Origin of the sequence: Pseudomonas baetica, from assembly GCF_051216495.1 — a bacterium.
GTDB classification, from domain to species: domain Bacteria; phylum Pseudomonadota; class Gammaproteobacteria; order Pseudomonadales; family Pseudomonadaceae; genus Aquipseudomonas; species Aquipseudomonas baetica_B.
In genome coordinates, this window is sequence record NZ_JBPKAM010000001.1 from 335316 (window position 1) to 359270 (window position 23955).

A 23955-nucleotide genomic window follows, 5' to 3' on the forward strand; every position below is an offset into this window, starting at 1 on the left:
CACCTACGTAAGGGCACTCACGATCCCGGCTGCATGGGATTGAAGTCGGGCTTCATCACTTTGAAAGACTGTAATCATGCGATAAATGGCCTGAGCATCGGACTCATTACCGGCCAAACTCAATCGCTCGGCAATTCGCATCAGTTCTACCGCAGACCATTTAAGGTCCGAGGCAATGCCCTGGAGGTCACGCTTCAGACCCTGCCCAGGTTTACTGAGATCCATTGTGCACTCCTGCAAACTCAAAAAAAGTTCAACACTCTGCCGGGGGAGATGGCTGCATTCTTCTGCAAAGCCTTGGCGGTGCGTGGCCGGCCAAGGCTTCTATTTTCTCACTATCACCCTGATGGGAAGAGAACGTGGCGCGAAATATAGCAGATTGTAGAGTCCCATTCGACTTGACCCAATGCACGCTCAACGGCCTATCGGAATCATCGACGAAGGCTATTTGCCAAGCCCACACCGAAGTTGTTTCTACATCGAAGTAAAAGGAGCAGTCGTTCGGGATGCGCAAAATCCAGTCAGTTTCCGGTCAAAGTCCTTCCGAGACCGACCAAACCACCATTGCCTAGGCATTTTCATTGGTGTGATGTCCGGTCCACCTGCACCCAAACGCGTCCCTGCGAGCAAGCAGTCATCGGCCTTGTTCGTAGGGTGAGCGTTATCTGACAAGGCCTAACGTCTGATCGAGCTTTTCCAGCAGTGATTGAAAGGCCGCCAGCACCTCGACGAGCCGCTCCAGCATCAATTGATGACCACACTGCTCCAGCAGCTGGAAACTCCCAGTCGGCAATCGCCGCGCCAGGGCCTCACCGCCGCTGGCAGGGGTCAAGCCGTCGCTGTCGCCGGCCAGTACCCAGGTCGGCAAGGCTAGGTTGGCTAGGGCCTTCGCGTCCGGCCATTGTGCGCTTTGCAGCAAGGCCTTGAAGACGTGCAGGCGATTGCGCCGGGTCAGTTGCTCCTCGTAGGCCACTAGCGCCGGATCGGTCGCGGGGTGCCAGGCACGCTTGCGCCCCCCTGGACAGCAGGGGCCGGAGTATTTCCAGGAGCCACGTGGGCAAGGCCATTAGGCCACCCCGACTCAAGGGGCGCTCCAACTGGGTGCCCAGCAAAAAGGCGCCCGCGACATTCACCTCGGGCAAGCGTCGCGGCTGTTCCAGCAAGGCGCTCAAAGCCAGCCCGGTACCAAAGGAATGGGCCACCAGCAGGTTTCGCCGCTACCGCACCACTGTCTGACTATATAAGTTGTGGGGCTCAGTCGTTCTCGGTAGTTGCGCAAGCGCCTTTCAAATCGCTGATTTCCAACAAGCTTGAAAATGCCCATATCAAGCTGCAAGGGGGTAGCAAGAGTGATATGGGCCAGCGTTGGATTTTCGATAAGCCAGTTGTCGTAGACGGTATATCTCTAACCGGTTTCTTTGCCGAGGACACTGATTTAATGGGGGCACGCATCATCAGTTGGGGCTTCTATTCTCAGCAGTCGCCTGAGCAAGTCGCGGCCTCGCTGAAGAGGTCGCACGCCCTCGATTTGCTGGTCTCCAACAGTGTGTTTGCGCGGCCGGAGATTTGGTCCGAACAACAATTGGCGTGGCTACCGGAAATCTCTGACGAGTCAGCGGGCAAGTTGGTAGCGGATACCTCGGAACGAGTTTTCATGGTTGAGCCAGCACCTGAGGATCTCAAGGGCAGCAAAAGCATGTTGACCTGCTCGATTCAAGGCAAGATCAGCGAAGCGGCTTTGAAGTCTAGCCGTCCTGATCTGCTCTCAACACCTAAAGGCTGATGTTGTTATTAGCAGGTATGGGGAAGCGCTTGAAATGAAGGACGCCGTGCTCACGACTGTTGAGTGCGGCGAGTTCAGCTGCAGCATCAGGATAAGGAGTATCAGTCAAAATTCCGTCTTCAATACTGCGCGCGATCGAATCTCATCAACTGCAACCTAAGCCGAATCTTTAACACCACGCTTACGCGATGTCAGGCTTTCGCGGATAGCGATGGCGTCAGAACGGCGTGCTTGCTGGACGCTTACGGCGCTCTATTTCTATGATCTCCATACAACCCCCAATGCAAAGGGCCCCACTGGGCCCTTTGCACTCAAATCAACATCACCTGATCAACCAAGACTCGACGGTGTCAGAGCCGTACTTAGCCTTCCATTCTTTCAGTGTTCTGTGGTTACCGCCCTTGGTTTCGACGACTTCGCCACTATGCGGATTTTTGTAGGTCTTAACCTGGCGGGGTTTGCGGGTGCCGGCTTTAGACTCAGTGACTGGAGCGCGACGACCGGCCTGCGGGTCGAGCAGGTTGATCACGTCTTTCAAGCTGTAGCCGTACTCACCCAGCAATGCGCGCAGTTTGTTCTCAAATTCCATTTCTTTTTTCAGGCCGGAATCACTTTTCATGGATTCAAGCTCCGCCATCTGGGCGGCCAGTTGTTGTTCCAACTTGCGAAACTCAGCGAGACGAGACATGGCAATTTCCTTAGTGGTTGGATAGCACAGAATGCAGGGTAAACATAATATAGCGTTTTATAGACCTAAATCTCTACCCAACTGATCTTCCTGCATATCTTCAGTTGAATGCCCCCCTCTCACCAGATATTCCTGCAGCTGGCATCGTATGTGCTCTTTGAGGCGAGACCTTAGTTCAAGGAAACCAGGAAGATCAGCAGAATACTCATAACGAACCCCACGACTGCGCAGTACATCGCGCAAAACCTGAAAGCCTAGCTGACCGATATGTGACGCATGCAACCGCACAAGGGGGTCGAACCCTGGATGCCTCTTGAAGCTATCCACAGCTCGCTGAATTAATGCTTCAAACGCTGTGACGCCACAAGTTTTCTGCACCGATAGCCACACTTGAGATTCGAGTTCACCGTGCATTTACCCCCCCATCGCCCGTCCACTGGGATTTCCCATCCAGATGTTGTCCAACACGGGTATTTTTTCAAAAAAAACGCTCTGTGTTTGAAATCAAACCTGAAAGCAGCGGCTTACGCCGCACAGGGCCGATTTTGCTATGCCCATGGGGCAGGCCATACGTCAGCGTCAGCAGGATAAATCGCAAGAAAAAGCCAGAAGCAAGAGCACTGCAAAAGCAAAAACCAACACCGTTTCCCCAGAAGGAACGGCGTAAGGAGGAGCGCCGAGATCGCTGCTTTTTTGTTGTCCTCAAATATAAAGATCCGTCGCTGAAAAATTTTTTTAAGGGGGCTATCAAAAAAATATTTTTGTTGACGTGGACGGAGAAATAGAGGCCATACCTTCCGCTCTACCGTCTATACCTGTGAAACGACAGAACTGTTAAAGACTGGAGCTGAGGCTAAGCCGCAGGCGTCGTCAATCGTAGGCCTATTACGTACCCGCAGCTTCCTAGCTGCCTAGATGAATCGAACGTCGCTTTCACAGGCTTTAACGACATAAACCGGTGGGCAAAACCTCCGTAGCCCAATCATTCGATCATTGGGATGACTGTGACAGCTAGCGCTGAAGGGTTCGTTGATGGGCATTTTTCCGATCAGAAGCGCTGCGCAGACCATGGTTCTCTGAAGGTATTTATCGGATACTTCCATTGAGCCAGCATCCATCTTTCAAGGTTGAAATACTCATGGCAAGGAAGAAGGCAAAAAACTCCAGCGGCACCGGCATCCTGATTATTTTTGCGCTCGCTTTTGGAGCAGTCGCTTCGATCCCGAAGAATGCATGGATCGCTATTGGCGTCGTCGCTTGCATCGTCGCCATTATGTGGTTGTTAGCCACTCGCACTAAACGACAGCTTGAACAGATTCAAAGGTCTGCTTCAGCGACAACGCACCTGCGGGAGCCGCGCAGTAAAGACGTGACCTTCTCCATGCAAGAGGTTTCGTCAAACAATATGCCTGAAGAAACCTCCGAGTTTTATACCGTCCAACTCGGCTCCTCGCCTTCCACCGCCTTTAAGATTCCAGACGCAAGCAAGCAGACATCAGATACCCGCTGGGTGCCAGCAGGCGAGTCAGTTTCTGTGGCTGGCTTTTCACTTCCCGGTGGAATGCTCTATGTAGGAAGCGCACTGGGTCGATACGATGCGCAAGAACCATCACTGATCAATCCCAAACTGCGGATAGCCAAATCGTACGTTGATATCGAAGAGCGGCTGATGCCCTACTGGCCGAGTTTTCACTCCATTTCGCCAGAGGCTCGGCGCGGATACCTGCAGTGGCTAGAAGGCGGACGTCGTGATCCACTGGCAGACACCGGCTACGTCTTTTTATTTTTTTATGGCCTTGAGCGCCGTGCACTTGTTGATGCAGTAAGCGATCCGCAGGTGAAGGCCGAGATTCCTCTGATCACCAAAGAAGTCCAACGGCTGCTGGATATCTATGGGGACAGTCGATCGTTCAGGGGGTACGCGGAGGGCTTTCTGGATTACCTGAGCAATCAAGCGCTCGATCCTAACCTTTACCTTGGCCCACCTCCTGATGCCGTTGCTTACAGCTACGAAATGCCGCTTCCACTGCGCATAGGGTTAGGGCAACTCGCCGCAAACAAACGGCCACTTCATGCCGACTGGGCATTGGCATGGGCGCTAGCCGACCCCAACATCAGCAAGCGCACCCCGGTAACTCGGTGTAAGGATGTCTTCGCTGCATTGTTCAAGCTCAAGTACGCGAGTACCCACCCTGCCGGGCTAATCCTCGCGCAAAACAAGACCAAGCTCAAAGCAAGCTATCGATCGGCCTCCGCAGTGTTAATGGCACCCGCAGTTAACCTGGGGGATCTTCCTGATGTCATGGCGACGTCAGGAACGCGTAAAAACCTGCAATTGATTGTTGAGCTCTGCACCAGCGAGTTGGAACCCTATAGCCGCTATCTGGGCCGAAACCCTGAAAGCGCAGACGCGCTGGAGGGCCTTTTGCAGCTTCCTGTCGCGCTATGGCCGGCGCCGGCCCGTGCAGAATTGGACGATCTTCAACACAGGATCGGTGATGACCTGATTGCCATGAGTTTTGGCGAACTCGCTGGACGGTTCAAGAGCGCAGGGGCGTTGTCTCGCGACAAAGTACTGGCACTTGCCCGCGCGCTGGAGTCACTCCATATCGGTATGGAACCTGACGTTCTGGCAGGCAGTAAAACACCGAAAACCGAAGACCAAATTGCATTGTTCGTGACCCAACCAGAGGACGGATCACTGCGAGCTTCGGCGGCCTATAACGCGGCCTCGGTCACTCTTGACCTCGCCAGTGCAGTGGCATCTGCCGACGGGGATACTTCAAATGAAGAAGTCACCATGCTGGGTCAGCACATTGACTCATGGAGTCACCTGAGTGTTGCCCATCGCAAACGTCTCAAGGCGCACTTACGAATCCAAATTCAGCAACCTCCCACACTCGCAAGTTTGAAGAAAAAGCTCGACCCATTAACCGTCGAAGCAAAGCGCGCGATTGCCAGCTTCCTGGCCCACCTCGCACAAGCCGATGGCACCGTCAGCCCTTCGGAGGTGAAGCTTCTGGAGCGAGTGTATAAAGCGTTGCAACTGGACAGTCAGCTGCTCTACAGCGATCTTCACGGTGCTGCATCCGGAGCAAGTGTTGCATCCGTCATACCACCCGCCAACACCACTCAGTCCGAGCCTGGGGTGCCCCTCCCAGTTAACGCCAAGCAAGGGTTCGTGCTCGATCATGAGCGAATTGCTGAATTGCAACGAGAAACAGCTGAGGTATCCGCCCTACTGGCTCAGGTGTTCACTGATGACCAGGTTAAGGAATCTGAGCAGCTTGTTGAGTATGCCGAATCGACTTCTGCGTCGAGTGCCGACGTTGCGGGTCTCGACTTGGAACATTCGGCGTTCCTACGCCTATTGGTCTCACGTCCAGAGTGGAGTCGATCTGAACTTGAGTCCGCTGCGAGCGACATGGAGCTGATGCTCGACGGTGCTCTGGAGCAAATCAACGACATGGCCTTTGACCGCTTCGACATGCCCATCACCGAAGGTGATGATCCCATCGAAATCAATAAAGACATTCTGGAAGAGTTAGCCTTATGACCACTATCAGAGCCAAGGATCGCGACGCGGTCATCCAATCACTACGCGCCGGCGTCGTCCCTCGTGTCGGCCAACACTTGATTCAGGTCGGCCGGGTGGGCGAACTGGATGCGCTGATCACCGACGTTAACCGCCTGGTTGAAAGCGGTTCGGCATTTCGCGTTGTGATTGGCGAGTACGGCGCCGGCAAGACGTTTTTTCTCAATCTGGTACGAGCCATTGCGATGGAGCGCAAACTCGTAACCATGCACGCTGACTTAAACCCCGATCGCAGGCTGCATGCCACTGGGGGACAGGCACGCTCACTCTATTCCGAGCTGGCCAAGAACATGTCGACACGCACAAAGCCTGACGGTAGGGCTATGCAAGGCATCGTCGAGAAATTCATCTCCCAAGCCAAAACGGAAGCCAAGGCGGCGGGTACTGACAGTGAGACTGTCATCCGTACACACCTGGCTGAGTTGACCGAGATGGTCAACGGCTACGATTTCGCTGAAGTGATCGCTGCGTATTGCCGAGGTTTCGAGGACGGCAATGAGCAACTCAAGGCTGACGCCATCCGCTGGCTACGTGGTGAGTTCACCACCAAAACCGATGCGCGGGCGGCTCTGGGTGTGCGAACGATCATTGATGACGCCTCCGTCTACGATCAGCTCAAGCTGCTGTCGAGATTCGTAAGACTTGCGGGCTTCGGCGGTCTGATGATCTGCCTTGACGAGCTTGTAAACCTCTACAAGCTGGCGAACACACAAGCTCGAAATGCAAACTATGAACAGATTCTGCGTATCCTCAATGATTCGTTGCAAGGTTCGTCTGAAGGGCTTGGTTTCGTATTGGGCGGCACTCCCGAGTTCCTGATGGACACTCGCCGAGGCCTCTTCAGCTACCCTGCCCTGCAATCGCGACTAGCCGAAAACTCGTTCGCAAAAACAGGGTTGGTTGATCTTTCGGGCCCTGTTATTCGCCTAACCAGCCTCACCCCTGAAGACTTCTATGTATTGCTTCAGAAGCTTCGTCATGTCTACGCAGGCGGCGATGCAGAAAAATATCTACTGCCTGACGAAGCACTCCCACTGTTTATGGCGCACTGTAACCAGCGTTTGGGTGAAGCCTACTTCCGTACGCCGCGCACCACTATCACTGCGTTCATCAATCTGCTGGCCATCCTGGAACAAAACCCGGGAACTAACTGGCGGACGCTGCTGGGAGGTGTCGAGGTAGCCAAAGACCTCGGCGGAGAAGAGGACACGAAGGTCGACGCGGACGATGAACTTGCCACCTTCTCACTCTGAGTCATCGGGTTTCGACCAGCTAGAACCCCGTATCCAGCGATGGATTTGGGATGAAGGCTGGACGTCCTTGCGTGACGCCCAAGAATGGGCAGTGCCTGTTCTGGTGGATGCAGACCAGGATGTCATCATCGCCGCCGCAACAGCAGCGGGGAAAACCGAGGCCGCGTTCCTCCCCATCCTCACCCATTTACTGAACCACAATGACCTTCCTGGCTCTGTGCTGTACATCAGCCCACTCAAAGCCTTGATCAACGATCAATGGGGCAGACTCAGTCGTCTTTGCGAGCAACTTGAAATTCCTGTGGTCGGCTGGCACGGGGACATCTCATCGAGCAAAAAGCATCGATTTCTGAAGTCGTCGGAGGGTGTGTTACTGATCACACCTGAGTCCCTTGAAGCATTGTTCGTTAACCGAGGCTCAAGCCTGGCCGGCGTTTTCCAGAACCTGCGCTACATCGTCATTGACGAACTTCATGCATTCATTGGCAGCGAGCGCGGCAAACAGTTGCAGTCCTTGATGCACCGAGTCGAGCTTGTAACAGGACGTCGCCTTCCCCGAGTTGGGCTATCAGCGACCTTGGGCGATATGACATTGGCAGCAGAGTTTCTTCGTCCGGCGGGCGCCGACACAGTGACCGTGATCGAGTCCAAAAACTCCAATCAGACACTCCAGGTGCAAATCCGCGGTTACATCCAGCCGCCCATGAGCGAGCTTAGAAAGATTGCCGTCCAGTCCTCTGATGAGGACGGCGATGAAGACGAAACGGAAAACAAGGCAAGCCCTGACTTTGCAATCGCCGATCACCTCTACAAGGTTTTGCGAGGAAGCAATAACCTGATTTTCCCGAACAGCCGCCAGCAGGTTGAATGGTACGCAGACCAACTGCGTCGGCGCTGCGAGAAAGACGGTATGCCCAACGAGTTCTGGCCTCATCACGGCAGCCTTTCGAAGGATCTACGTGAGCAAGCTGAGCATGCATTGAAGGCTGGCAACCAGGCAGCATCGGCGATCTGCACCACAACCCTTGAGCTGGGAATAGACATCGGCAGCATCAAGACCGTGGTGCAAATTGGCCCCCCTCCCTCGGTGGCGAGTCTACGCCAACGCTTAGGTCGTTCGGGAAGACGCCCAGGGGAAAATGCGGTATTGCGTGCGTATTGCAAAGAGTCGCCACTCAAAGACTCTTCGAGCCTTTCCGACCAACTGCGCCAAGGCCTGGTACAGACCATTGCCATGGTTCGCCTACTGATTCGTGGATGGTTCGAACCCCCGAGAGCTCAAGGCGTTCACGCCTCCACCTTGGTTCAGCAAGCCCTCTCCATCATCGCCCAGTGTGGAGGTGCATCAGCGGCGGATCTCTGGAAGAGCCTGATCGCCGATGGGGCTTTTTCCAAGGTCGAAAAAACTGATTTCGTGGGCCTGCTCAGGTCATTGGGCGAGCATGAACTCATTGTTCAAGACAGTTCAGGATTGTTGCTTCCCGGGACGGTTGGAGAGCGCTTGATCAACCACTACGAGTTCTACAGCGCCTTTTCCAGCGATGAAGAGTTTCGCCTCGTGTGTGATGGAAAAACCTTGGGGTCAGTGCCAGTCAGCCGACCGCTTACCAAAGGTCAGCGAATCATCTTTGGGGGTCGACGATGGCAAGTGCATGACGTCGACCTCCAGGCCAAGGTGATCATTGTGGCAGCCGCGCGCGGCGGTGCGCCTCCCCAGTTCGATGGGTTAGGTGCAATGGTGCATGACACTGTGCGCGAAGAAATGCGTGCGGTGCTGGCGGATACGACTCCCTGCCGATTTATTGATGGCGGTGCTCAAGAGCTGCTAGACGAGGCGCGGAAGACATTTGCCTCATTGGGCCTCGGTGAGCGCCACATCATCGAGTCGAGTGGCAAGTGCTATCTGATCAGTTGGCTGGGCGATCATGCCAACGATGCACTGCGCCTGCTGCTCAATCATGTAGGTCATTCTTGTGATAACTCAGGCCTTGCCATTGAGATTGACGCCGACATCAGTCGAACCCTAGCAGCGCTGGAGGATGTCGGTAGATTGGATGCAGGCGATCTCGATTCGATTCTTGCGAATGTGGAGAACATGCTGCGCGAGAAATGGGATTGGGCATTGCCGGAGTCATTGCTGATGAAATCGTTTGCTTCTATATCGCTGGATATCTCGACTGCTATCGTTTTTGCACAGAGTCAGACTTTGACCAAATAAGCTGGTCAGGCAGTACAGGATAGAAACTGAACCGACCAGGCCAGGCTGGAACGCATAGACATTTCAGGTTCGGCCGGTCGTGAGCGATCACAAACTGATATGTCCTGCGTAGCGGCACTCACTATCGACGCACTACATACCTGAGTGATGGCCCAGCGTGACCTTGTGCCCGAACGAGGCCCATCAAAGATAGGACACCGTTTTGCTCCGGATACGCCTCAGGACGGAGTTACCTCTTCCCCTCTGACGACGCTGGTAATAGTTTATTGAACACGGGCTGGTCGCCGGCTTGCCCGTCCCGGATAAGACACGTGCTCGACATGCACCGACTCAGGCAGCAACGACTCCACCTGAGCTGCCAGCAGCTGCTGCTCGGCCAGCCGCGACATGACTCGTTCGACAATCTCCATTCGAGCCACGGCAGCGTCACGCAAGCTTTGCATCGACTGCAGCGCCTCATCGGACTGCGCTAGGCCGTTGCGCGCCGACACGCTCAGGTCATCGATACCACCACGGGCGTCATCGGCGGTACGCTCCAGGCCTTGGGCGATCTGAAGGATCTGCGCACTGGAATCAGCGACACGCTTGGAAAGGTTACGCACTTCATCAGCCACTACGGCAAAGCCGCGACCATGCTCGCCCGCACGAGCCGCTTCGATAGCGGCATTGAGGGCCAGTAGGTTGGTTTGCCGGGCGATGTCTTGGATGCTGCCGACCAACCCTCTGATTTGCACGGATTGGCCACCCAGCTCGACGAACGTTTGAGCCAGTTTCTCCATAGACTGATTGAGCTCGCAGAAAATAGTGGCTGAGGTCTGGATGCTCTGCGAACTGGCATTAACCTTACCACCCGCTTCGCGTGCCAACTGGTTGGCAAAATGCATGTCTTTCTCGGTCTCTCCGATCGCTAGGCTCAACTCGCCCACATTACTGCGTAGAAGCGGATGAAGCGTTAGTGGCTCATACTCAGGCTTACCGTCGGATTCGAGAGAGGTTTCCATTGGCAGCAACCTGGTTTCTACCGGCACTTCTACCGGCACTTCGATCCGCACCTCTACCCTCTCCACGCTTTCGAAGTGATACAGCCAGCCCGCCGCGATCAGCGCCAGCACGATGACCGGTAAACAGACGTAAAGGTGCTGGGGATAAAAACCTGTGGCAAGACAGGCCATTACCGCGCCGCCCTGCATCAGAGCCGCCAAGTGAGTGCGCTTCGTGAGTCTCAGCATCATGATTCCCCGGCCCGCATGCCTGTAAGGCTTGTCGGACTCGATTCGTTATTGTTATAGGTACAACCCGCAACAACCGGGTCGGACAGGTGTAGATAAATGCACCCAAGCCTTCAAAAAGGCGTAATGGCTATTCATGCTAGCGAGAGGTTAAAAGCCGGGACTATCCGATTTGTGCAGACCCTTATCCGTTTTTTCAAGACAGAATGATTTCCCGCCTACCTACAGCATCGGATAGCCAGCGGGTGTAGAAGTACTCCTTATTGGAGATTCGTTAGGTATGGTTTCTCAAAGCCGCCCCACTACCCTGCCGGTGACCATCGAAGATATCGCTAACAACACTCGGTGCCTGTCGACTAGTAATAGCAATGCGCTCATCGTCGCGGATCTACCTTTCAGCTCTGCATGATCGCTTAATCGGATGCTGGAAGATGCCGTGACGGTCATGCAGGCAAGTGCCGAGATGGTCAAGATTAAAGGCGGTGAATGGCTTAAAAGTGCTGTCGCACAACTACTCAAAATGGGCATTCCTGTGTGTCCATATCTCGGATTAACTCTGCAATCAGTCAACGTGTTTGGCAGTTTCAAAGTACAGGGCCGTGATGAATTGAAAGCTCGTCAGTTGAGAGAGGACGCGATGAAATTGGCAGATGCGGGCGCAGCCATGCTTGTCCTTGAATGCGTCCCTACCTTCTTGCATATTCAGGTCGAGGTTGACGAAGGCAGTGCCGACCCGCCGACCGTGGTTGATGCCGAACTGCGCTTCGCTGATGCGGTTGCTGCTCAGCTTGAGCTTGCTGTCTTCGATGAAGTTGTTGGTGCGCAGGTACGAGAGGCCGGTGCTGACGGAGGTCTTGCTCAGTGCGTCGCGATGGATCACCCGCTCGACGCGCAGTTGATGATTTTCGCTGTCGCCGGTCTGCTTGAAATTGAAACCGTTGGCCTGAGCTCGCGAGCGGTACTCGCTCTGGCTGTAGGTATAATTGAAGTTCCACCAGCCCCACGGCACGCAGTAATTGAGCATCGCGTTGTTGGAGGTGTGCTGGTGATCGGTCATCGCATCGTGACCGCCGCGCAGCATCAACTGATCGGCTAGGCCCAGCGGGCTGTCCCAATCAAACGTCGTGCCCCACTGCTTCTCGCCAGTGCCGCGCTGGCCGTCATTACTGCGCGACAACCCGGCACGCCACGGATTCTGCGGCGTGTTCTTGACCAGCACTTCGCTGCCACCGACCTTTTTGCCCAGGGACAACTCCATCTGCGCCTGATTTGATGGCAGACGGTTTAGCTGATCCACCATCTGCTCGATTTCCCGCAGATTGACCAGCTCACCGCTCTTGCCGGGAAAAGCCATCCTCAGTTCACGGTCCGACAGCTGGCTGCCCTCCGCGTCCTTCAACCCTTCAAGTCGACCCTCGACCACCAGCACCTTCAGATGCCCGCCGGACAAATCCTGCGGCGGCAAGTAGGCACGGCTGGTGACCAGGCCTTTTTCGATGTAGTGATCGGTGATGACTTTCAGCAACTCGTTGAGCTGCGGGACGCCCAGGCACTGACCGATATATGGCTTGAGCAGGCGATTTTTCTCGCGGTCCGAGAGACTGTCGGCGCCTTTGAGTTCGATGTCCTTGATGGGGAAACAACGGGCGTCGGCCGGGGCCGTCGGTTGAGTAGGTTTGGCTGCCTTTCCGGGTAATTCCTTGAGTTCCTCCAGACGCCGACGCTGCTCTTCGAGCAAGCGATCCAGACGCTCGCGGATCAGATCGGTTTCACCAGGGGTGGGGGCGGCGTGAGCAAGATTCAGCGAAGAAAGGCACAGCAAAGCCAGGCACAGCCTCCCCACGAGGGCGGGTGGGTACATATTCAATCCCTCGATATGGCTCTTTACCGCTATTGGGGAGAGAATGCTGTGCAATCGTCAATTAGAAACTCAATTACAGCTTCGTGAATTATTTATTTCGAAAAAATAAAAAGCAGTAGGAAAACCGATGTTAGCCGTATCGACCAGCATACCCGCCGCGTCTGTGTAACTGTAAAGGCAATCTAATCTGAGGTTAACTGCAAGCACCATTTGCCGTCTGTAACCTGCCTGCTTTCGCCGCAGCCTACCTAGGTGCCAACTTAGGGCTCAACAAATCGGTCTGGCTAGCTACCGACCTCGCCGCCTTTTCTTCAACCGCTTTGAGCTACTCAGTGTTTCGCATCAGCATGTTGGACTCTAAAGTCTTGATACGTTCGCAGTACTGAGCAGCTAACTCTTTTACTCTTTCGGAAACGTTTTCTCCGCTCGCTGCTTTTGCATAGAGAACGCCAATTTCATTGAGATACTGGTCAATCAGGTCCTTCTCAAAATCATACATGGTTAGCTCCTTAGCGTGGGTTCTCTCAGCCGTCCCCTCGGACGCGTCTTGCTCCACTTGGACTCCTTGACGGTAAGATCTTATCGAAAACTGTCGACTATAACAGCAGGGTAATTCTGAAAATTAATAAGGGACCCCCTACTAAAGACAGGAGTATACCTACCCCATTGTCACACTGATATTCACCAGTAGATATAATGTCGAAAACGAATATTCAACTGAACACACCGTAATTCTTCTTGGAATAATTTTGTGTATAGAGTCGGTGAGTTTTAATGCGCTTTCTCGAACTTTGGTAGAACGTCAAGTGGTGAAGATGGCACGACCTGAGAACCGGCACGCACGGTGAGCGAGTTCTTATTGGATATGACCCCCGGGATCCTCTTGCACCATTTCTCGATCTCCTCTCCACGCCTCTCCAGGCGAAAGCGGTTTGACCCGCATTAAATCCCTGCGACAGGTTTGAGATCCCGCCGACATTTGGTGTTTTGCGTGTTGAAGGCTTACGGTGCCGTCGGTGTTCTGGCTTTATCTTGACGCCTCAATCCCTCAGCGCATATCTGCATATGACGATATCGGCTCAATCGGCAATGGCAGGTCCTTGGCAAGGATCGAAGGTGTCATGCAAATACAACAGGGCGCGGCTCGCGCGCATAGTCTTCGCTGTGTTGCCAGGTCAATCCGGCGACCAACATGAAGTGATTCGAGAGTCGGCGTTCAACGAACGCCGTGCAGGCATAAAGACCCTTCGCTCAAAAACATTCAAGGGTTGAAAATGAATAAAATTTCAACACGACTAAACAGTGAAATACAGCCTGGCCAACCACGATCGAACAGCCCCCAAGATGGCCCCTCCTGCTCCGCACCCGACACTGCTCAACGCAATTCTGAACGCTCTCAGCGAACTAACGCTGTTAGTATGTGGTTAGACATTTTGCGGTTTGAAGTTCGATTACTGCGCTCGGGAAATACTGATGGATACCCGAAACGCAATACGTGGGTACCGATGGCTACCCTTTTATGATTGTGCTCGACCAGCATATACCCCAGCCCTAGCGCGACAGATTCGAAGTGGCGAGCGCCTTGTCTACTCGATTGCTTGAAGGTAGTTACGCAAGCAACTGGCGCCGCTTCCTCAGGGGCTGGGTACGCGAGGTGCAGCACCTTGCCGCACATAGAGAGTGCTGCAACATGGATTGATTTTGATTTGAACACAAACGGCCGCGAGGTATTGCTCAGGCAGTATGAGGGTTCGTACCGATAGATGATTACCCGAGTGAATACGGGATTTTTAGGTGTGTTGAAGACTCTTTAGGTAGTCATACAGAAATACCCATTCTTTCGCATCGCCTCATCAGTCAGTTGCATCGCACTTCGCTAAGACTTCGCACTAGGAGGTCAGGAGGACTTCTGGGTAGACCTGTACGCTTTTCTTCAGTAACGGATAAACATAGACAAACCTCATTGTCGCCACCTGGTTGGCAGCGCTGCTGCGAAACAAAGCTGCACCAGGGGGATCTGAAAGACGAAGATTTCTACGAGCTGCTGGTCGATCAAGTCCACTCAAGTGGTTGCCTGGATCAATCACTTCAACTTCCAACTACGAAACGTATTTTCCAGACGACTCAACGGAATCAGCGGCGAGCGCCAAACTTGCTGTGGTAACCCTAGCTCCGATAGCAGATCCGGCAACGCCAGCAGCAATTGAGCGTCCGCCTTTAAGCGATCGAACAACCATTGCGGATCTGCCCAATGCGCGAAGCCTGAACAAACAGCCGCCCAATCGACCGACCCGAATCGTTCCATTGCTGTTGGCCACCGGGTAATCCGCACTATGCCTTCAACATCCAGTACCATGGGTGCAAGATCGTAAACCGGTGCAAAGCTCACTCGCTCCTTACTCCGAAGGATCGAGAGGTTTCCGCAATGGTTATCGGTGTTCCCGACAATCAGATTTATCAAATCCCGTCGCAGGTATTCGCTAATCATGTCGGGTATTTCAGATTCTTGGTCTGCGGCAATCCATGTTTTCGCTAGCCGATCCACGACATCGATATGATCCATACGGACAACCGAATTAGTGACGCCACAGAGCGAGTACATTGACTCTACTGCGATACGCTCAACCCCGCACGGAGAGACTTTGCGATCGAATCTTTGCATCCAAATACTGGGTACCTTCGCCGCTTCGTATGTCAGCCCCTCGGCGGCGATCGTGTCGATCCCCAACGCGCCCAACGCGCGGTAAAAGCAGTATTCGGAATGCAGGATGTCCCGGTCTAATTTGGTTCCGTTATTACGCGGGAATTTTACAAACCAATGGCGGCACGCAACTGCGTCGCCTACCGCTCCGTCGGGATAAAGCCGTCCCGCAGCATCCTCGACCAGCAGCATTTTTTTAGCTTGACCACCGACCCCTAGGGCACCGTCTATTGGCATTCCCGATTCCCTGGCCTGGTCGAGAAAGCCCATACCTTCCTGAACAACCTCTGCTCGTGTAGCTCCATCAGGCACTTTGCCTGTGGGATACAGCGTTTCGCCCGCGCTTTTTACGCGCATGTTTCCAATGGGAGCAGAAGCGAATTGGTAAAGCAGAAAGAGATCAATCGACATCCCTGGCGGTACCGCCATTCTCGACAAGATGTGCCGACGTGCAGCACCGGCCGGGATGATATCGTGCAGAAAAGCAGGGGCAAGCTCTCGCCGAATCTCCCATTCCAATGGGAGGTTCGCACTGACGGCCGGCGCCTTAACCGTACCCAGTTGAATGAACTGATCCGCAAGGTATTCGGGCACATAGTTGATGTTGCACCGACTTCGCAGGCTATCTCCAGGTGAATCGAAGCTGACCACCATCGCATCGCGCCAACGGCCATCCGCGTGAACTTGAAGTGTGATGGATTCCATACGCCTCAGCATATTATCGTGCCACAGCAGGGCACTTAAAACTTCGAAAAAGAGGGTTGCGACCGTCATTGCTCCATTTTTATAATTAACTCATAACAAAAAAAAGGAGAGTATCATGAACTACAACTCTGCAAAATACATCAAGCAGTACAACAAAACTCTGAGCGAGCATTGCGATTGGGAGATTCAGCTTTCCACCGACGAAGAGCATAAGGACTCTTTTGCTGTATTTCACTTAAACACCCACCCCTCAGAACCAGACAAGCCTGTGTTCATTGGCTATATCCCCTTCACAACTCCAGTGGAGTCGCTGATCAGTTCCGAAATACTCTGCAACAACTACTATCATTTAGGGCAGAGCATTGGGATAAAAGCTCAATTTTATTACCTATCAGAATCAGGAGCATTTCCGATCCAAAAATAGTGATAGGAACATCTGAGCAAAATCCAATAGTCATCAACTGAAGGCTCAAACCTCAACATACCGCCTCATCAGACCTTCAGTTGCCATGCGTTTTCCAAGTGTAGGATGACGAGTCATCGATCGAGTCCCCGAGCGCCTCGACTGCAGGCAAACTCGCATGCTTGCGCGCTCCACGGCCGGCCAAGATGTACAGCGTGTCTTTGCTTTCAAAAATGCAGCCGTCAAAATCACGCTGGTAGTCGCTGAGGATGATGTCCCCCTCCTGATGCTTACCTTGATTATCGAATACAGCCTGCTGGGCAAACAAGATGGTCGCCTCTAACCCCTGCTTTTGGATTTCCCGTGCGTGGAATTGTGGCAGCATGACATCAACCAACATCCAGTGTCGGACGATACAAAATTGCCTTTCCACAAATAATTCTTTGGCGACCCTGATCAACTCATCATCATCGAGTCTGGAACCCCCTATTATTTGCGCAGCGCCAAAAAGCAAATCACCCAGTAGCTGGGCATCCGTTACGGTCGTCTTCTTCATTGCCACTCTAATCTGCTCTTACCCTGCCTGTTGCTTGGCAGGATCTTGATTGCATGGAATCCAGTACTACCATCACTCGACAGCACGTCGGACTGGATCGCTCCAAACCTCCCATGAGGTGTCAGTGATAAATGCGATTCATATAAATATTGCCACCAGGCGGAACCCAACTCACCACAACATAAGTGCTGCCTCCGATCGTCTGAAACAGCCAATACCCCTCAATAAAATGGGCCTTCTGTATCCTCGATGTTCTTATGCTGGCGCCCTCTCTGAACCGTCCTTTGGTATCGCCATACACCGTGCCCATGAGTATCGGTGGGCTGTCGACAGCTGCCAGCAAGTAAGCGGTAACGGGCATACCAAAATCCATTGCCATTGCCGTTGTGACGGTCTCTGGAATGGACACGCACAGTGGGTCATTCATGCTGTGATATCCCTGGACAATCAATCAGACTATTTACCGCGATTTTGCTTTCGTTCGTGCCGTATTCCACTCACAGCTCCTGATTTCATCCAAATTGTGTACCGCCCAGCCCACCCTTCACGCTGAGCCTGAACAACGATCCCAGTCGCATTAGAAAATCGGGAATGAGAAGAAGCCATCGACTATCAGTGGCTTTCAAGACGCAACTCAGATGACGTTGACCACCAGAGCGGGATTAAAACCGGTCTGTGAGTTGGGATAACCGCGAGGATTCGAGACCACGCGGCACCGACCTATTTGGACATCAATGGATCGGTGGGTATGACCAAAGATCCAAAGGTCTGCCTTCTCTACAAGGTCCTGCCAATTGTTCGCATAAGCAGCGTTCAGATGACCATCATGTTTATCACCGACCAGTTCGTAGAGCGGCGCGTGATGCGTCACGACGACAGTTTTTCCATCAAACGGTTTTCGTAATTCCGCCGCTAACCATTCGTGCGAGAAATGGTTTCGGCTGACGACATCGGACGGGCGTAAACGCCGGTAGTTTTCAGCGCGGATAACTCGGAAATCGTTCATCCAATCCTGAGCAATTTGGGTAGCAGCCACTGCGTCTCCCGTTGCAGAAAAATCAGTCCAGCTTGTTGCACAAAGGAAGCGTGTTTGGTTGAAAACGAAGGCCTCATTTTCCAAAACATGGACATGACTGAGGGCAGCCTCCTTCATCTTCTGCAACGTGTAGTCGATGTGGCCACCGTAAAACTCATGATTGCCAGCCACGTAAATCACGGGACACGAGAAAGCCTTGTTTGCCCACCCCACTCCCCTCGACTTGACATCAACATCCCCCGCCAAAACGGCCAAGTCGTACTCCGCGGGCACAAGCTCGAAGGGAGAAAATTCGTTATGCAGATCTGAAAGCACGTATAGCTTCATCTGTAGACCGATCTCGATTTAAAGCTAAATTGAAACAACCAACTCGAGAGTGGGGCTGGGTTTTGATGCGTCATGAATGCACAAAGGATCCGATACCGCCACTCATATCAATATATAGATTTGAGTGGCGGATGGCAAACGCGGCATACACCTCTGTTTTTATGGGACAGAAAAATGTCTGTGCGAATCGCATTCGCCGCGGCGCTAAAGCTCTTAAGAACGGGACGCGGCATCAAGCAAGATGATCTGAGCGATACGCTCGCTCAATCACACGTGAGCCAAATTGAGAGTGGAAAGACCTCGCCCAGCCTTGAGGCGATCATCGAACTGAGCAATGCTCTGAAGCTACATCCCGTCGCGTTGATGACCCTGGTGTGTGCAGCGCATGAAAAGTTGACGGCGAGTGAGGTCCTGGAGGTTGCCCAAAGAGACCTTCATTCCCGATCTCTACTCGAGACCCCCATTGCGCTGGAAACTGAGAAAGGGCCACACCCTCGAGTGGCTGCAGCAGCGAAAGCTCGAAGCGAAGTACAGGAGCTGAAGGATAAAGGCTTTACGCAAGCTGAAATTGCACGGGAACTGGGTATGGCGGAGTCGACGGTTCGGCGCCATTGGCACCGTCAGTCTTAAGCTTGGCACATTAGAGTAGACCAGTGCTCGTACTCTTCCCTCGTCTAGCCAACCACCGCTCGAGGTGGCTATCGATTAGGGTTGGCTCTCATAGAAAACATTGAGTAATCGCAAGATAGGGTTTTCTTACGGACCGACTGGCAAGAATACTGGAGAGTGCGAGCTTGCGATTCAGGGGTAAGGTTCCGTTCTTCAGTAGGCCCTTAGAGTATTCACTAAAGCTGAGACTGGTGCCAAATCCAATGCGTAAGGATGTAAGCTTTTCCCTTCGCCATATGCAGAGGATCATGGAGCAAATTGGCCTCGCTCTCGACTTGCATTTTTCAGGAGCATCAACGAGTAACCCAACAGTCGAGCAGTCGCTCACACCAAATATCGAACCTCAGGCAGAAATTCAATCCATCACACCTCCGGTCATGGCCGACATCTCAGTCGAAGAATCCTTAAATGTTCGACGCCTTCCCTTGAGGTTAAATGATCCTCTTAAAGATGGCGGCCTTGGTGGGAGGCATAATTTCAGCCCAGACCTCTTTCGCCACTGCGACAATTCACAACGTCTCGATCTATCTCTTGAGCGGCCACGCGAGTAACGACCGCCCGGCAATGACAGTCAAGGCTAATGGTTAAGAAATGAAGAATGTAAATACCTGGACGGCGACCTACGAGGACTTCCTCGCCTGCTCTGAAAGACTTACCGAAGAGCTCGACCGATTTCACGATGAGATTCGCGACAGCAAAGCAGTGCTTGTCCAGGCTAGACAATTCACTGCGCAAGTTGACGCTGCCAGTAAAAAAATCGGTGAGCAAGTTGTGACTGCAGAGCGCGCGTGGGCTAATGCGGATAAGGTGGCCCTGGTCGCTGCAAAGCACGCTCATGAAGCAGCATTCCGAGGCGTGCAGGCGTCACTTACCGGCGCCACTGAGGCACTCGCCCAATCAGCCCAGGCGAACCAGCTGGCAGCCAATCGGGTCGACCAGAGCTTTACACAATCTAGGAAATTCATTTTCAGATTGGGAATCGGATTTCTTGTGGTCAGTGGCTTGGCGATCTTCGGTGCTGTTTATTTTGCCAGCCTCCGGGAGTCCCCTCTTGAACGGGAGACTCGGCAAAATGCTGCGCATTTCGAATTAATCTGGAGTAAGGCCACCCCCAAAGAGAAGGCTGAGCTCCAGAAAATTTGGAGCCGCCTACCCGCTGCGCCTGTTGCGCCACCAGCCAGCCGTTAGAAGCTGGGGCCAAAGCTTCTGTCAGAAGGCGTATCGCGTTCGAGGTTCTTGGAGCGTTGGAGCTGATGATCTTTCTCAATACCAAGTGGCTGCATCAGAAGATTAAGCTCCTCCAGCCCTCGAAATCGGGCATGAGCGTATCTCCCAGGGGCCTTTTCGTCTCCCGGGAGGTAAACAAAGACCATACCCTGAATAGTTGAACTGTCCCCGCTCACCCCGCCGGCAATCGCGCCGAGCTCGTCCAGATATTTCTTAAAGCGCTTGTACGTACCGCCGACTATACGGGCCCCAATGAATCGATCCAGGAATTTTTCGGTCGACATGTCCCGGTCTGCCTTCAGTTGGAGGTCTACCTTTAGAAATCGCGCCACCTTCACGGCGTAGCGGTTAAGCAGGTCAATCTCTTCATGGATCGGTATCGGATATCCTGCCGGTTGGTGGGTTTCAATTGTGCTCCAACAAATCATGTGGAGATCCAGGCAACGCCTGAGAAAATCTCGTCTCAGCGCCAATTCGTTGAAGAGCTTCTTTCGGAGATCTTTACCTGCCTCAGTCCTTATCGCTTCAAGCGTTGCTTTGAACTCAATGATTGCGAAGCGGGCGTTTGCCGCGACAAGGTGATCTGCGAATTCCGTGTCCTGCGCTCCAAGTGTCGTGTTAGCCCAACCGGCCCTCTCTTCACCATGGGTGGTGTCGAACCTGGCTTCGAAGGCTTTCGAGAATCGAGACACAGCGTTCGATTCCATATCCCGTAGAGGAATATCTCCCTGCGTCACTTCAGTGTTCCCCATCAAGCGGTAATATTGGCAATCGACTCACACCCTAACAACCGTGCGACCGATGGGCTGGATACCACGATATCGGGTGTGACTACGCCACTGATCGACGCCAAAAATTCATCCTTGAGTCGTTCCGTCATTCCCACCAGTTCCCCTGAGTTCAGCAAGCTTCGCACCGATGCCTACTCGATAAAATCTGACTGCAAATAATGGCAAAATGATCGCAATCAACCAGGACAATGGCAAGCATCACAGACGTCCTTTTGCTACCCGAAAGCCATCATCAGTCCACTCCGGCAAGGCTTCATCCGTTTGATACAAATGATCCGTCGGAAATGGGAAAAGCCCTGCAAGCTAGAACTTGCAGGGCTTCTTGGTCAGCCTTGGTACTTACTCCGGAGCCGAAGTCCGGATCAGATGATCGAAGGCACTCAGCGAAGCCTTGGCGCCCTCTCCCACCGCAATCACGATCTGCTTGTACGGCACAGTCGTCACGTCACCGGCGGCGAACACACCTGGCAGCGAAGTCTCGCCACGGGCATCGACGATGATCTCGCCACGAGGCGACAGCTCGACGGTGCCCTTGAGCCAGTCGGTGTTGGGCAGCAAACCGATCTGCACGAAGATGCCTTCGAGGTTGACCGTGTGGAACTCGCCCGAATCGCGATCCTTGTAGACCAGACCATTCACCTTCTCGCCGTCACCCTTCACTTCGCTGGTCAGCGCGCTGGTGATGACATTGACGTTGGGCAGGCTGAACAGTTTGCGCTGCAGCACCGCATCGGCACGCAGTTTGCTGTCGAATTCCAGCAGCGTGACATGGCTGACGATACCCGCCAGATCGATCGCCGCTTCGACACCGGAGTTGCCGCCGCCGATCACCGCAACACGCTTGCCCTTGAACAGCGGGCCGTCGCAGTGCGGGCAGAAGCACACGCCTTTGGCTTTGTATTCCTGCTCGCCCGGCACGCCCATTTCTCTCCAGCGGGCACCGGTGGCGAGAATGAGCGCCTTGGTTTTCAGGCTGGCGCCGCTTTCGAAGCGAACTTCGTGCAAGTCGCCCTGGTTCTTCGCCGGAATCAACGCGGTGGCACGCTGCAGATTCATGATATCGACGTCGTACTGCTTGACGTGTTCTTCCAGGGCGCTGGCCAGTTTCGGCCCTTCGGTTTCCTGCACCGAGATGAAGTTCTCGATGGCCATGGTGTCCAGCACCTGACCGCCAAAACGCTCCGCCGCGACACCGGTGCGAATGCCTTTACGGGCTGCGTAAATCGCTGCCGAAGCACCGGCTGGGCCACCGCCGACCACCAGCACGTCAAAGGCATCCTTGGCGCTGATTTTCTCGGCCTGGCGCTCGGCGCCGCTGGTGTCGATCTTGGCGAGGATTTCTTCCAGACCCATGCGGCCCTGGCCGAACACTTCGCCGTTAAGGTAAATGCTGGGCACCGCCATGATCTTGCGCTCATCGACTTCGGCCTGGAACAGCGCGCCGTCGATGGCGACGTGGTGGATGTTCGGGTTCAGCACCGCCATCAGGTTCAGCGCCTGGACCACGTCCGGGCAGTTCTGGCAGGTCAGCGAGAAGTAGGTCTCGAAGCTGAACTCGCTCTTGAGCGAGCGGATCTGTTCGATCACTTCGGCACTGGCTTTCGATGGGTGACCGCCGACCTGCAGCAAGGCCAGTACCAGCGAGGTGAATTCGTGGCCCATCGGGATGCCGGCGAAACGCAGGCTGATGTCCTGACCCGGGCGATTGATCGAGAACGATGGCTTGCGTGCATCGTCACCGTTGTCGAGCAAGGTAATTTGGCTGGAAAGACTGGCTACGTCTTTCAGCAGTTTGAGCATTTCACTGGATTTCGCACCGTCGTCGAGCGAAGCAACGATCTCGATCGGTTGGGTGACCCGTTCCAGGTACGATTTCAACTGGGCTTTAAGATTGGCGTCCAACATACGGGCGATTTCCTTTATCAAATTTTTTGCATAAAAAACGCCCGAGCGAATCTCGCCCGGGCGTTTTTATTGGGCGGTGCAGCTTACTGAGTAGGTGCGGTAGTCCGCCCTGTGGAGCGAGTCACTGACTTAGATCTTGCCGACCAGGTCCAGGGACGGAGCCAGAGTGGCCTCGCCTTCTTTCCACTTGGCTGGGCAAACCTGACCCGGGTGAGCAGCGACGTACTGGGCAGCCTTGATTTTGCGCAGCAGCTCGGAAGCGTCACGGCCTACACCGCCATCGTTCAGTTCAACGATCTTGATCTGGCCTTCCGGGTTGATCACGAAGGTGCCACGGTCAGCCAGACCGGCTTCTTCGATCAGCACGTCGAAGTTGCGGGAGATGGCGTGGGTCGGGTCGCCGATCATGGTGTACTGGATTTTGCCGATGGCTGGCGAAGTGTTGTGCCAGGCTGCGTGGGCGAAGTGGGTATCGGTGGAAACGCTGTAGATCTCGACGCCCAGTTTCTGGAATGCGTCGTAGTTGTCAGCCAGGTCTTCCAGCTCGGTCGGGCATACGAAGGTGAAGTCGGCTGGGTAGAAGAAAACCACAGACCACTTGCCCTTCAGGTCAGCGTCCGAGACTTTTACGAAGTCGCCATTTTTGAAGGCGTCAGCTTTGAACGGTTTAACTTGGCTGTTGATGATAGGCATCGTTGACTCTCCGTCAGGGGTTGAGAAGTTGATGGAGAGAACTGTACCCACTCGACGGACGGTTGGCTCATTGGCAAATCTAAAACTATCGATCCATTTTTTCTATTATGTACTCACAAACAATAGCTCAGGATTATTCAGGATCCGACGAGTGTTACCTGTCAAACCTTCGATTCATTCACTTCCGGTCATTGCCAACAGCGTTACCTTTGGCAAGACCGAGAGGCTCCCTCAATGTCATGCTTTGAAGCAGCCAACTCCAAAGACGATCAACTCAGCCCATGAGTTGTCCGTTTACCCGCCCAAATTCCCGAG

Annotated in this window: 22 protein-coding genes and 2 pseudogenes; 10 read left to right on the plus strand and 14 right to left on the minus strand. The window is 53.7% G+C overall.

Going from position 1 to position 23955, the window contains the following annotated elements:
- Nucleotides 1–3: 3 nt before the first annotated feature.
- Both ACSFE6_RS01530 and ACSFE6_RS01535 read right to left on the minus strand, forming a co-directional pair.
- Nucleotides 4–225: a hypothetical protein gene (locus tag ACSFE6_RS01530; RefSeq protein ID WP_435425964.1), complete on the minus strand. Its 222-nt coding sequence runs from the start codon at nucleotides 223–225 to the stop codon at nucleotides 4–6.
- Between the two features lie 436 nt (nucleotides 226–661).
- Nucleotides 662–973, minus strand: a complete 312-nt coding sequence (locus tag ACSFE6_RS01535) for an alpha/beta fold hydrolase (protein WP_435425965.1) — start codon at nucleotides 971–973, stop codon at nucleotides 662–664.
- A 381-nt stretch (nucleotides 974–1354) separates the two neighbouring features.
- Between ACSFE6_RS01535 and ACSFE6_RS01540 the strand changes: the two genes are divergently transcribed.
- Complete coding sequence (locus ACSFE6_RS01540) at nucleotides 1355–1783, plus strand: hypothetical protein (protein WP_435425966.1); 429 nt, start codon at nucleotides 1355–1357, stop codon at nucleotides 1781–1783.
- Nucleotides 1784–2105: 322 nt separating this feature from the next.
- Here the strand turns inward: ACSFE6_RS01540 and ACSFE6_RS01545 are convergent, their stop codons facing one another.
- Nucleotides 2106–2471: a histone-like nucleoid-structuring protein, MvaT/MvaU family gene (locus ACSFE6_RS01545; protein WP_260956242.1), complete on the minus strand. Its 366-nt coding sequence runs from the start codon at nucleotides 2469–2471 to the stop codon at nucleotides 2106–2108.
- A gap of 57 nt (nucleotides 2472–2528) precedes the next feature.
- Nucleotides 2529–2885 carry a hypothetical protein gene (locus tag ACSFE6_RS01550; protein ID WP_435425967.1) on the minus strand — a complete coding sequence of 119 codons (357 nt, stop codon included), beginning with the start codon at nucleotides 2883–2885 and terminating at the stop codon, nucleotides 2529–2531.
- An 80-nt stretch (nucleotides 2886–2965) separates the two neighbouring features.
- On the opposite strand from ACSFE6_RS01550, the gene ACSFE6_RS01555 reads away from it, so the two are divergent.
- The 4 genes from ACSFE6_RS01555 to ACSFE6_RS01570 all read left to right on the plus strand — a co-directional run bounded on the left by ACSFE6_RS01555 (nucleotide 2966) and on the right by ACSFE6_RS01570 (nucleotide 9537).
- Nucleotides 2966–3256 carry a hypothetical protein gene (locus tag ACSFE6_RS01555; protein ID WP_435425968.1) on the plus strand — a complete coding sequence of 97 codons (291 nt, stop codon included), beginning with the start codon at nucleotides 2966–2968 and terminating at the stop codon, nucleotides 3254–3256.
- A 353-nt stretch (nucleotides 3257–3609) separates the two neighbouring features.
- Nucleotides 3610–6027, plus strand: coding sequence for a TerB N-terminal domain-containing protein (locus ACSFE6_RS01560; protein ID WP_435426026.1), 2418 nt, complete (start codon nucleotides 3610–3612; stop codon nucleotides 6025–6027).
- The gene (locus ACSFE6_RS01565) at nucleotides 6024–7319 is read left to right on the plus strand and encodes an ATP-binding protein (protein ID WP_435425969.1); all 1296 of its coding nucleotides are present in this window, start codon (nucleotides 6024–6026) and stop codon (nucleotides 7317–7319) included. The genes ACSFE6_RS01560 and ACSFE6_RS01565 overlap by 4 nt, the downstream gene beginning before the upstream one ends.
- Before the next feature lie 43 nt (nucleotides 7320–7362).
- Nucleotides 7363–9537: a DEAD/DEAH box helicase gene (locus ACSFE6_RS01570; protein ID WP_435426027.1), complete on the plus strand. Its 2175-nt coding sequence runs from the start codon at nucleotides 7363–7365 to the stop codon at nucleotides 9535–9537.
- 263 nt (nucleotides 9538–9800) lie between these two features.
- On the opposite strand, the gene ACSFE6_RS01575 is transcribed toward ACSFE6_RS01570, so the two are convergent.
- Complete coding sequence (locus ACSFE6_RS01575; protein WP_435425970.1) at nucleotides 9801–10769, minus strand: methyl-accepting chemotaxis protein; 969 nt, start codon at nucleotides 10767–10769, stop codon at nucleotides 9801–9803.
- Nucleotides 10770–11046: 277 nt separating this feature from the next.
- On the opposite strand from ACSFE6_RS01575, the pseudogene ACSFE6_RS01580 reads away from it, so the two are divergent.
- Nucleotides 11047–11403, plus strand: a pseudogene (locus ACSFE6_RS01580) (3-methyl-2-oxobutanoate hydroxymethyltransferase); the annotation flags it as partial.
- A gap of 39 nt (nucleotides 11404–11442) precedes the next feature.
- Here ACSFE6_RS01580 and ACSFE6_RS01585 read toward each other — a convergent pair.
- The 3 genes and pseudogenes from ACSFE6_RS01585 to ACSFE6_RS01595 form a co-directional block, all read right to left on the minus strand.
- Nucleotides 11443–12627 (minus strand): annotated as a pseudogene (locus ACSFE6_RS01585) (ShlB/FhaC/HecB family hemolysin secretion/activation protein); the annotation flags it as partial.
- A gap of 325 nt (nucleotides 12628–12952) precedes the next feature.
- On the minus strand, nucleotides 12953–13126 hold the full coding sequence (locus ACSFE6_RS01590; RefSeq protein WP_435425971.1) for a hypothetical protein: 174 nt from the start codon (nucleotides 13124–13126) through the stop codon (nucleotides 12953–12955).
- A 1584-nt stretch (nucleotides 13127–14710) separates the two neighbouring features.
- The gene (locus ACSFE6_RS01595) at nucleotides 14711–16102 is read right to left on the minus strand and encodes a type II toxin-antitoxin system HipA family toxin (RefSeq protein WP_435425972.1); all 1392 of its coding nucleotides are present in this window, start codon (nucleotides 16100–16102) and stop codon (nucleotides 14711–14713) included.
- A 46-nt stretch (nucleotides 16103–16148) separates the two neighbouring features.
- Here ACSFE6_RS01595 and ACSFE6_RS01600 point away from each other — a divergent pair, with 46 nt between their 5' ends.
- Nucleotides 16149–16457, plus strand: coding sequence for a hypothetical protein (locus ACSFE6_RS01600; protein WP_435425973.1), 309 nt, complete (start codon nucleotides 16149–16151; stop codon nucleotides 16455–16457).
- Nucleotides 16458–16533: 76 nt separating this feature from the next.
- Here the strand turns inward: ACSFE6_RS01600 and ACSFE6_RS01605 are convergent, their stop codons facing one another.
- From ACSFE6_RS01605 to ACSFE6_RS01615, 3 genes are all read right to left on the minus strand, one after another.
- Nucleotides 16534–16992 carry a DUF6957 family protein gene (locus ACSFE6_RS01605; RefSeq protein ID WP_435425974.1) on the minus strand — a complete coding sequence of 153 codons (459 nt, stop codon included), beginning with the start codon at nucleotides 16990–16992 and terminating at the stop codon, nucleotides 16534–16536.
- Between the two features lie 121 nt (nucleotides 16993–17113).
- The gene (locus ACSFE6_RS01610; RefSeq protein WP_435425975.1) at nucleotides 17114–17419 is read right to left on the minus strand and encodes a hypothetical protein; all 306 of its coding nucleotides are present in this window, start codon (nucleotides 17417–17419) and stop codon (nucleotides 17114–17116) included.
- 207 nt (nucleotides 17420–17626) lie between these two features.
- Nucleotides 17627–18355, minus strand: coding sequence for a metallophosphoesterase (locus ACSFE6_RS01615; RefSeq protein WP_435425976.1), 729 nt, complete (start codon nucleotides 18353–18355; stop codon nucleotides 17627–17629).
- Between the two features lie 174 nt (nucleotides 18356–18529).
- On the opposite strand from ACSFE6_RS01615, the gene ACSFE6_RS01620 reads away from it, so the two are divergent.
- The 3 genes from ACSFE6_RS01620 to ACSFE6_RS01630 all read left to right on the plus strand — a co-directional run bounded on the left by ACSFE6_RS01620 (nucleotide 18530) and on the right by ACSFE6_RS01630 (nucleotide 20212).
- A complete protein-coding gene (locus tag ACSFE6_RS01620) occupies nucleotides 18530–18985 on the plus strand; it encodes a helix-turn-helix domain-containing protein (RefSeq protein WP_260956264.1) in 456 nt (151 codons plus the stop codon).
- 242 nt (nucleotides 18986–19227) lie between these two features.
- Nucleotides 19228–19575 (plus strand): hypothetical protein, encoded by a 348-nt coding sequence (locus ACSFE6_RS01625; RefSeq protein ID WP_435425977.1) that lies wholly within the window; start codon nucleotides 19228–19230, stop codon nucleotides 19573–19575.
- A gap of 40 nt (nucleotides 19576–19615) precedes the next feature.
- The gene (locus tag ACSFE6_RS01630) at nucleotides 19616–20212 is read left to right on the plus strand and encodes a hypothetical protein (RefSeq protein WP_435425978.1); all 597 of its coding nucleotides are present in this window, start codon (nucleotides 19616–19618) and stop codon (nucleotides 20210–20212) included.
- On the opposite strand, the gene ACSFE6_RS01635 is transcribed toward ACSFE6_RS01630, so the two are convergent.
- The 3 genes from ACSFE6_RS01635 to ahpC form a co-directional block, all read right to left on the minus strand.
- Entirely contained in the window at nucleotides 20209–20988 is a 780-nt protein-coding gene (locus ACSFE6_RS01635; RefSeq protein ID WP_435425979.1) for a hypothetical protein, read from the minus strand. The two genes, ACSFE6_RS01630 and ACSFE6_RS01635, sit on opposite strands and share 4 nt — an antisense overlap.
- Nucleotides 20989–21381: 393 nt before the next feature.
- Complete coding sequence (gene ahpF, locus ACSFE6_RS01640; RefSeq protein ID WP_435425980.1) at nucleotides 21382–22947, minus strand: alkyl hydroperoxide reductase subunit F; 1566 nt, start codon at nucleotides 22945–22947, stop codon at nucleotides 21382–21384.
- Nucleotides 22948–23076: 129 nt separating this feature from the next.
- Nucleotides 23077–23640 (minus strand): alkyl hydroperoxide reductase subunit C, encoded by a 564-nt coding sequence (gene ahpC / locus ACSFE6_RS01645; protein ID WP_007975937.1) that lies wholly within the window; start codon nucleotides 23638–23640, stop codon nucleotides 23077–23079.
- Between the last annotated feature and the right edge of the window lie 315 nt (nucleotides 23641–23955).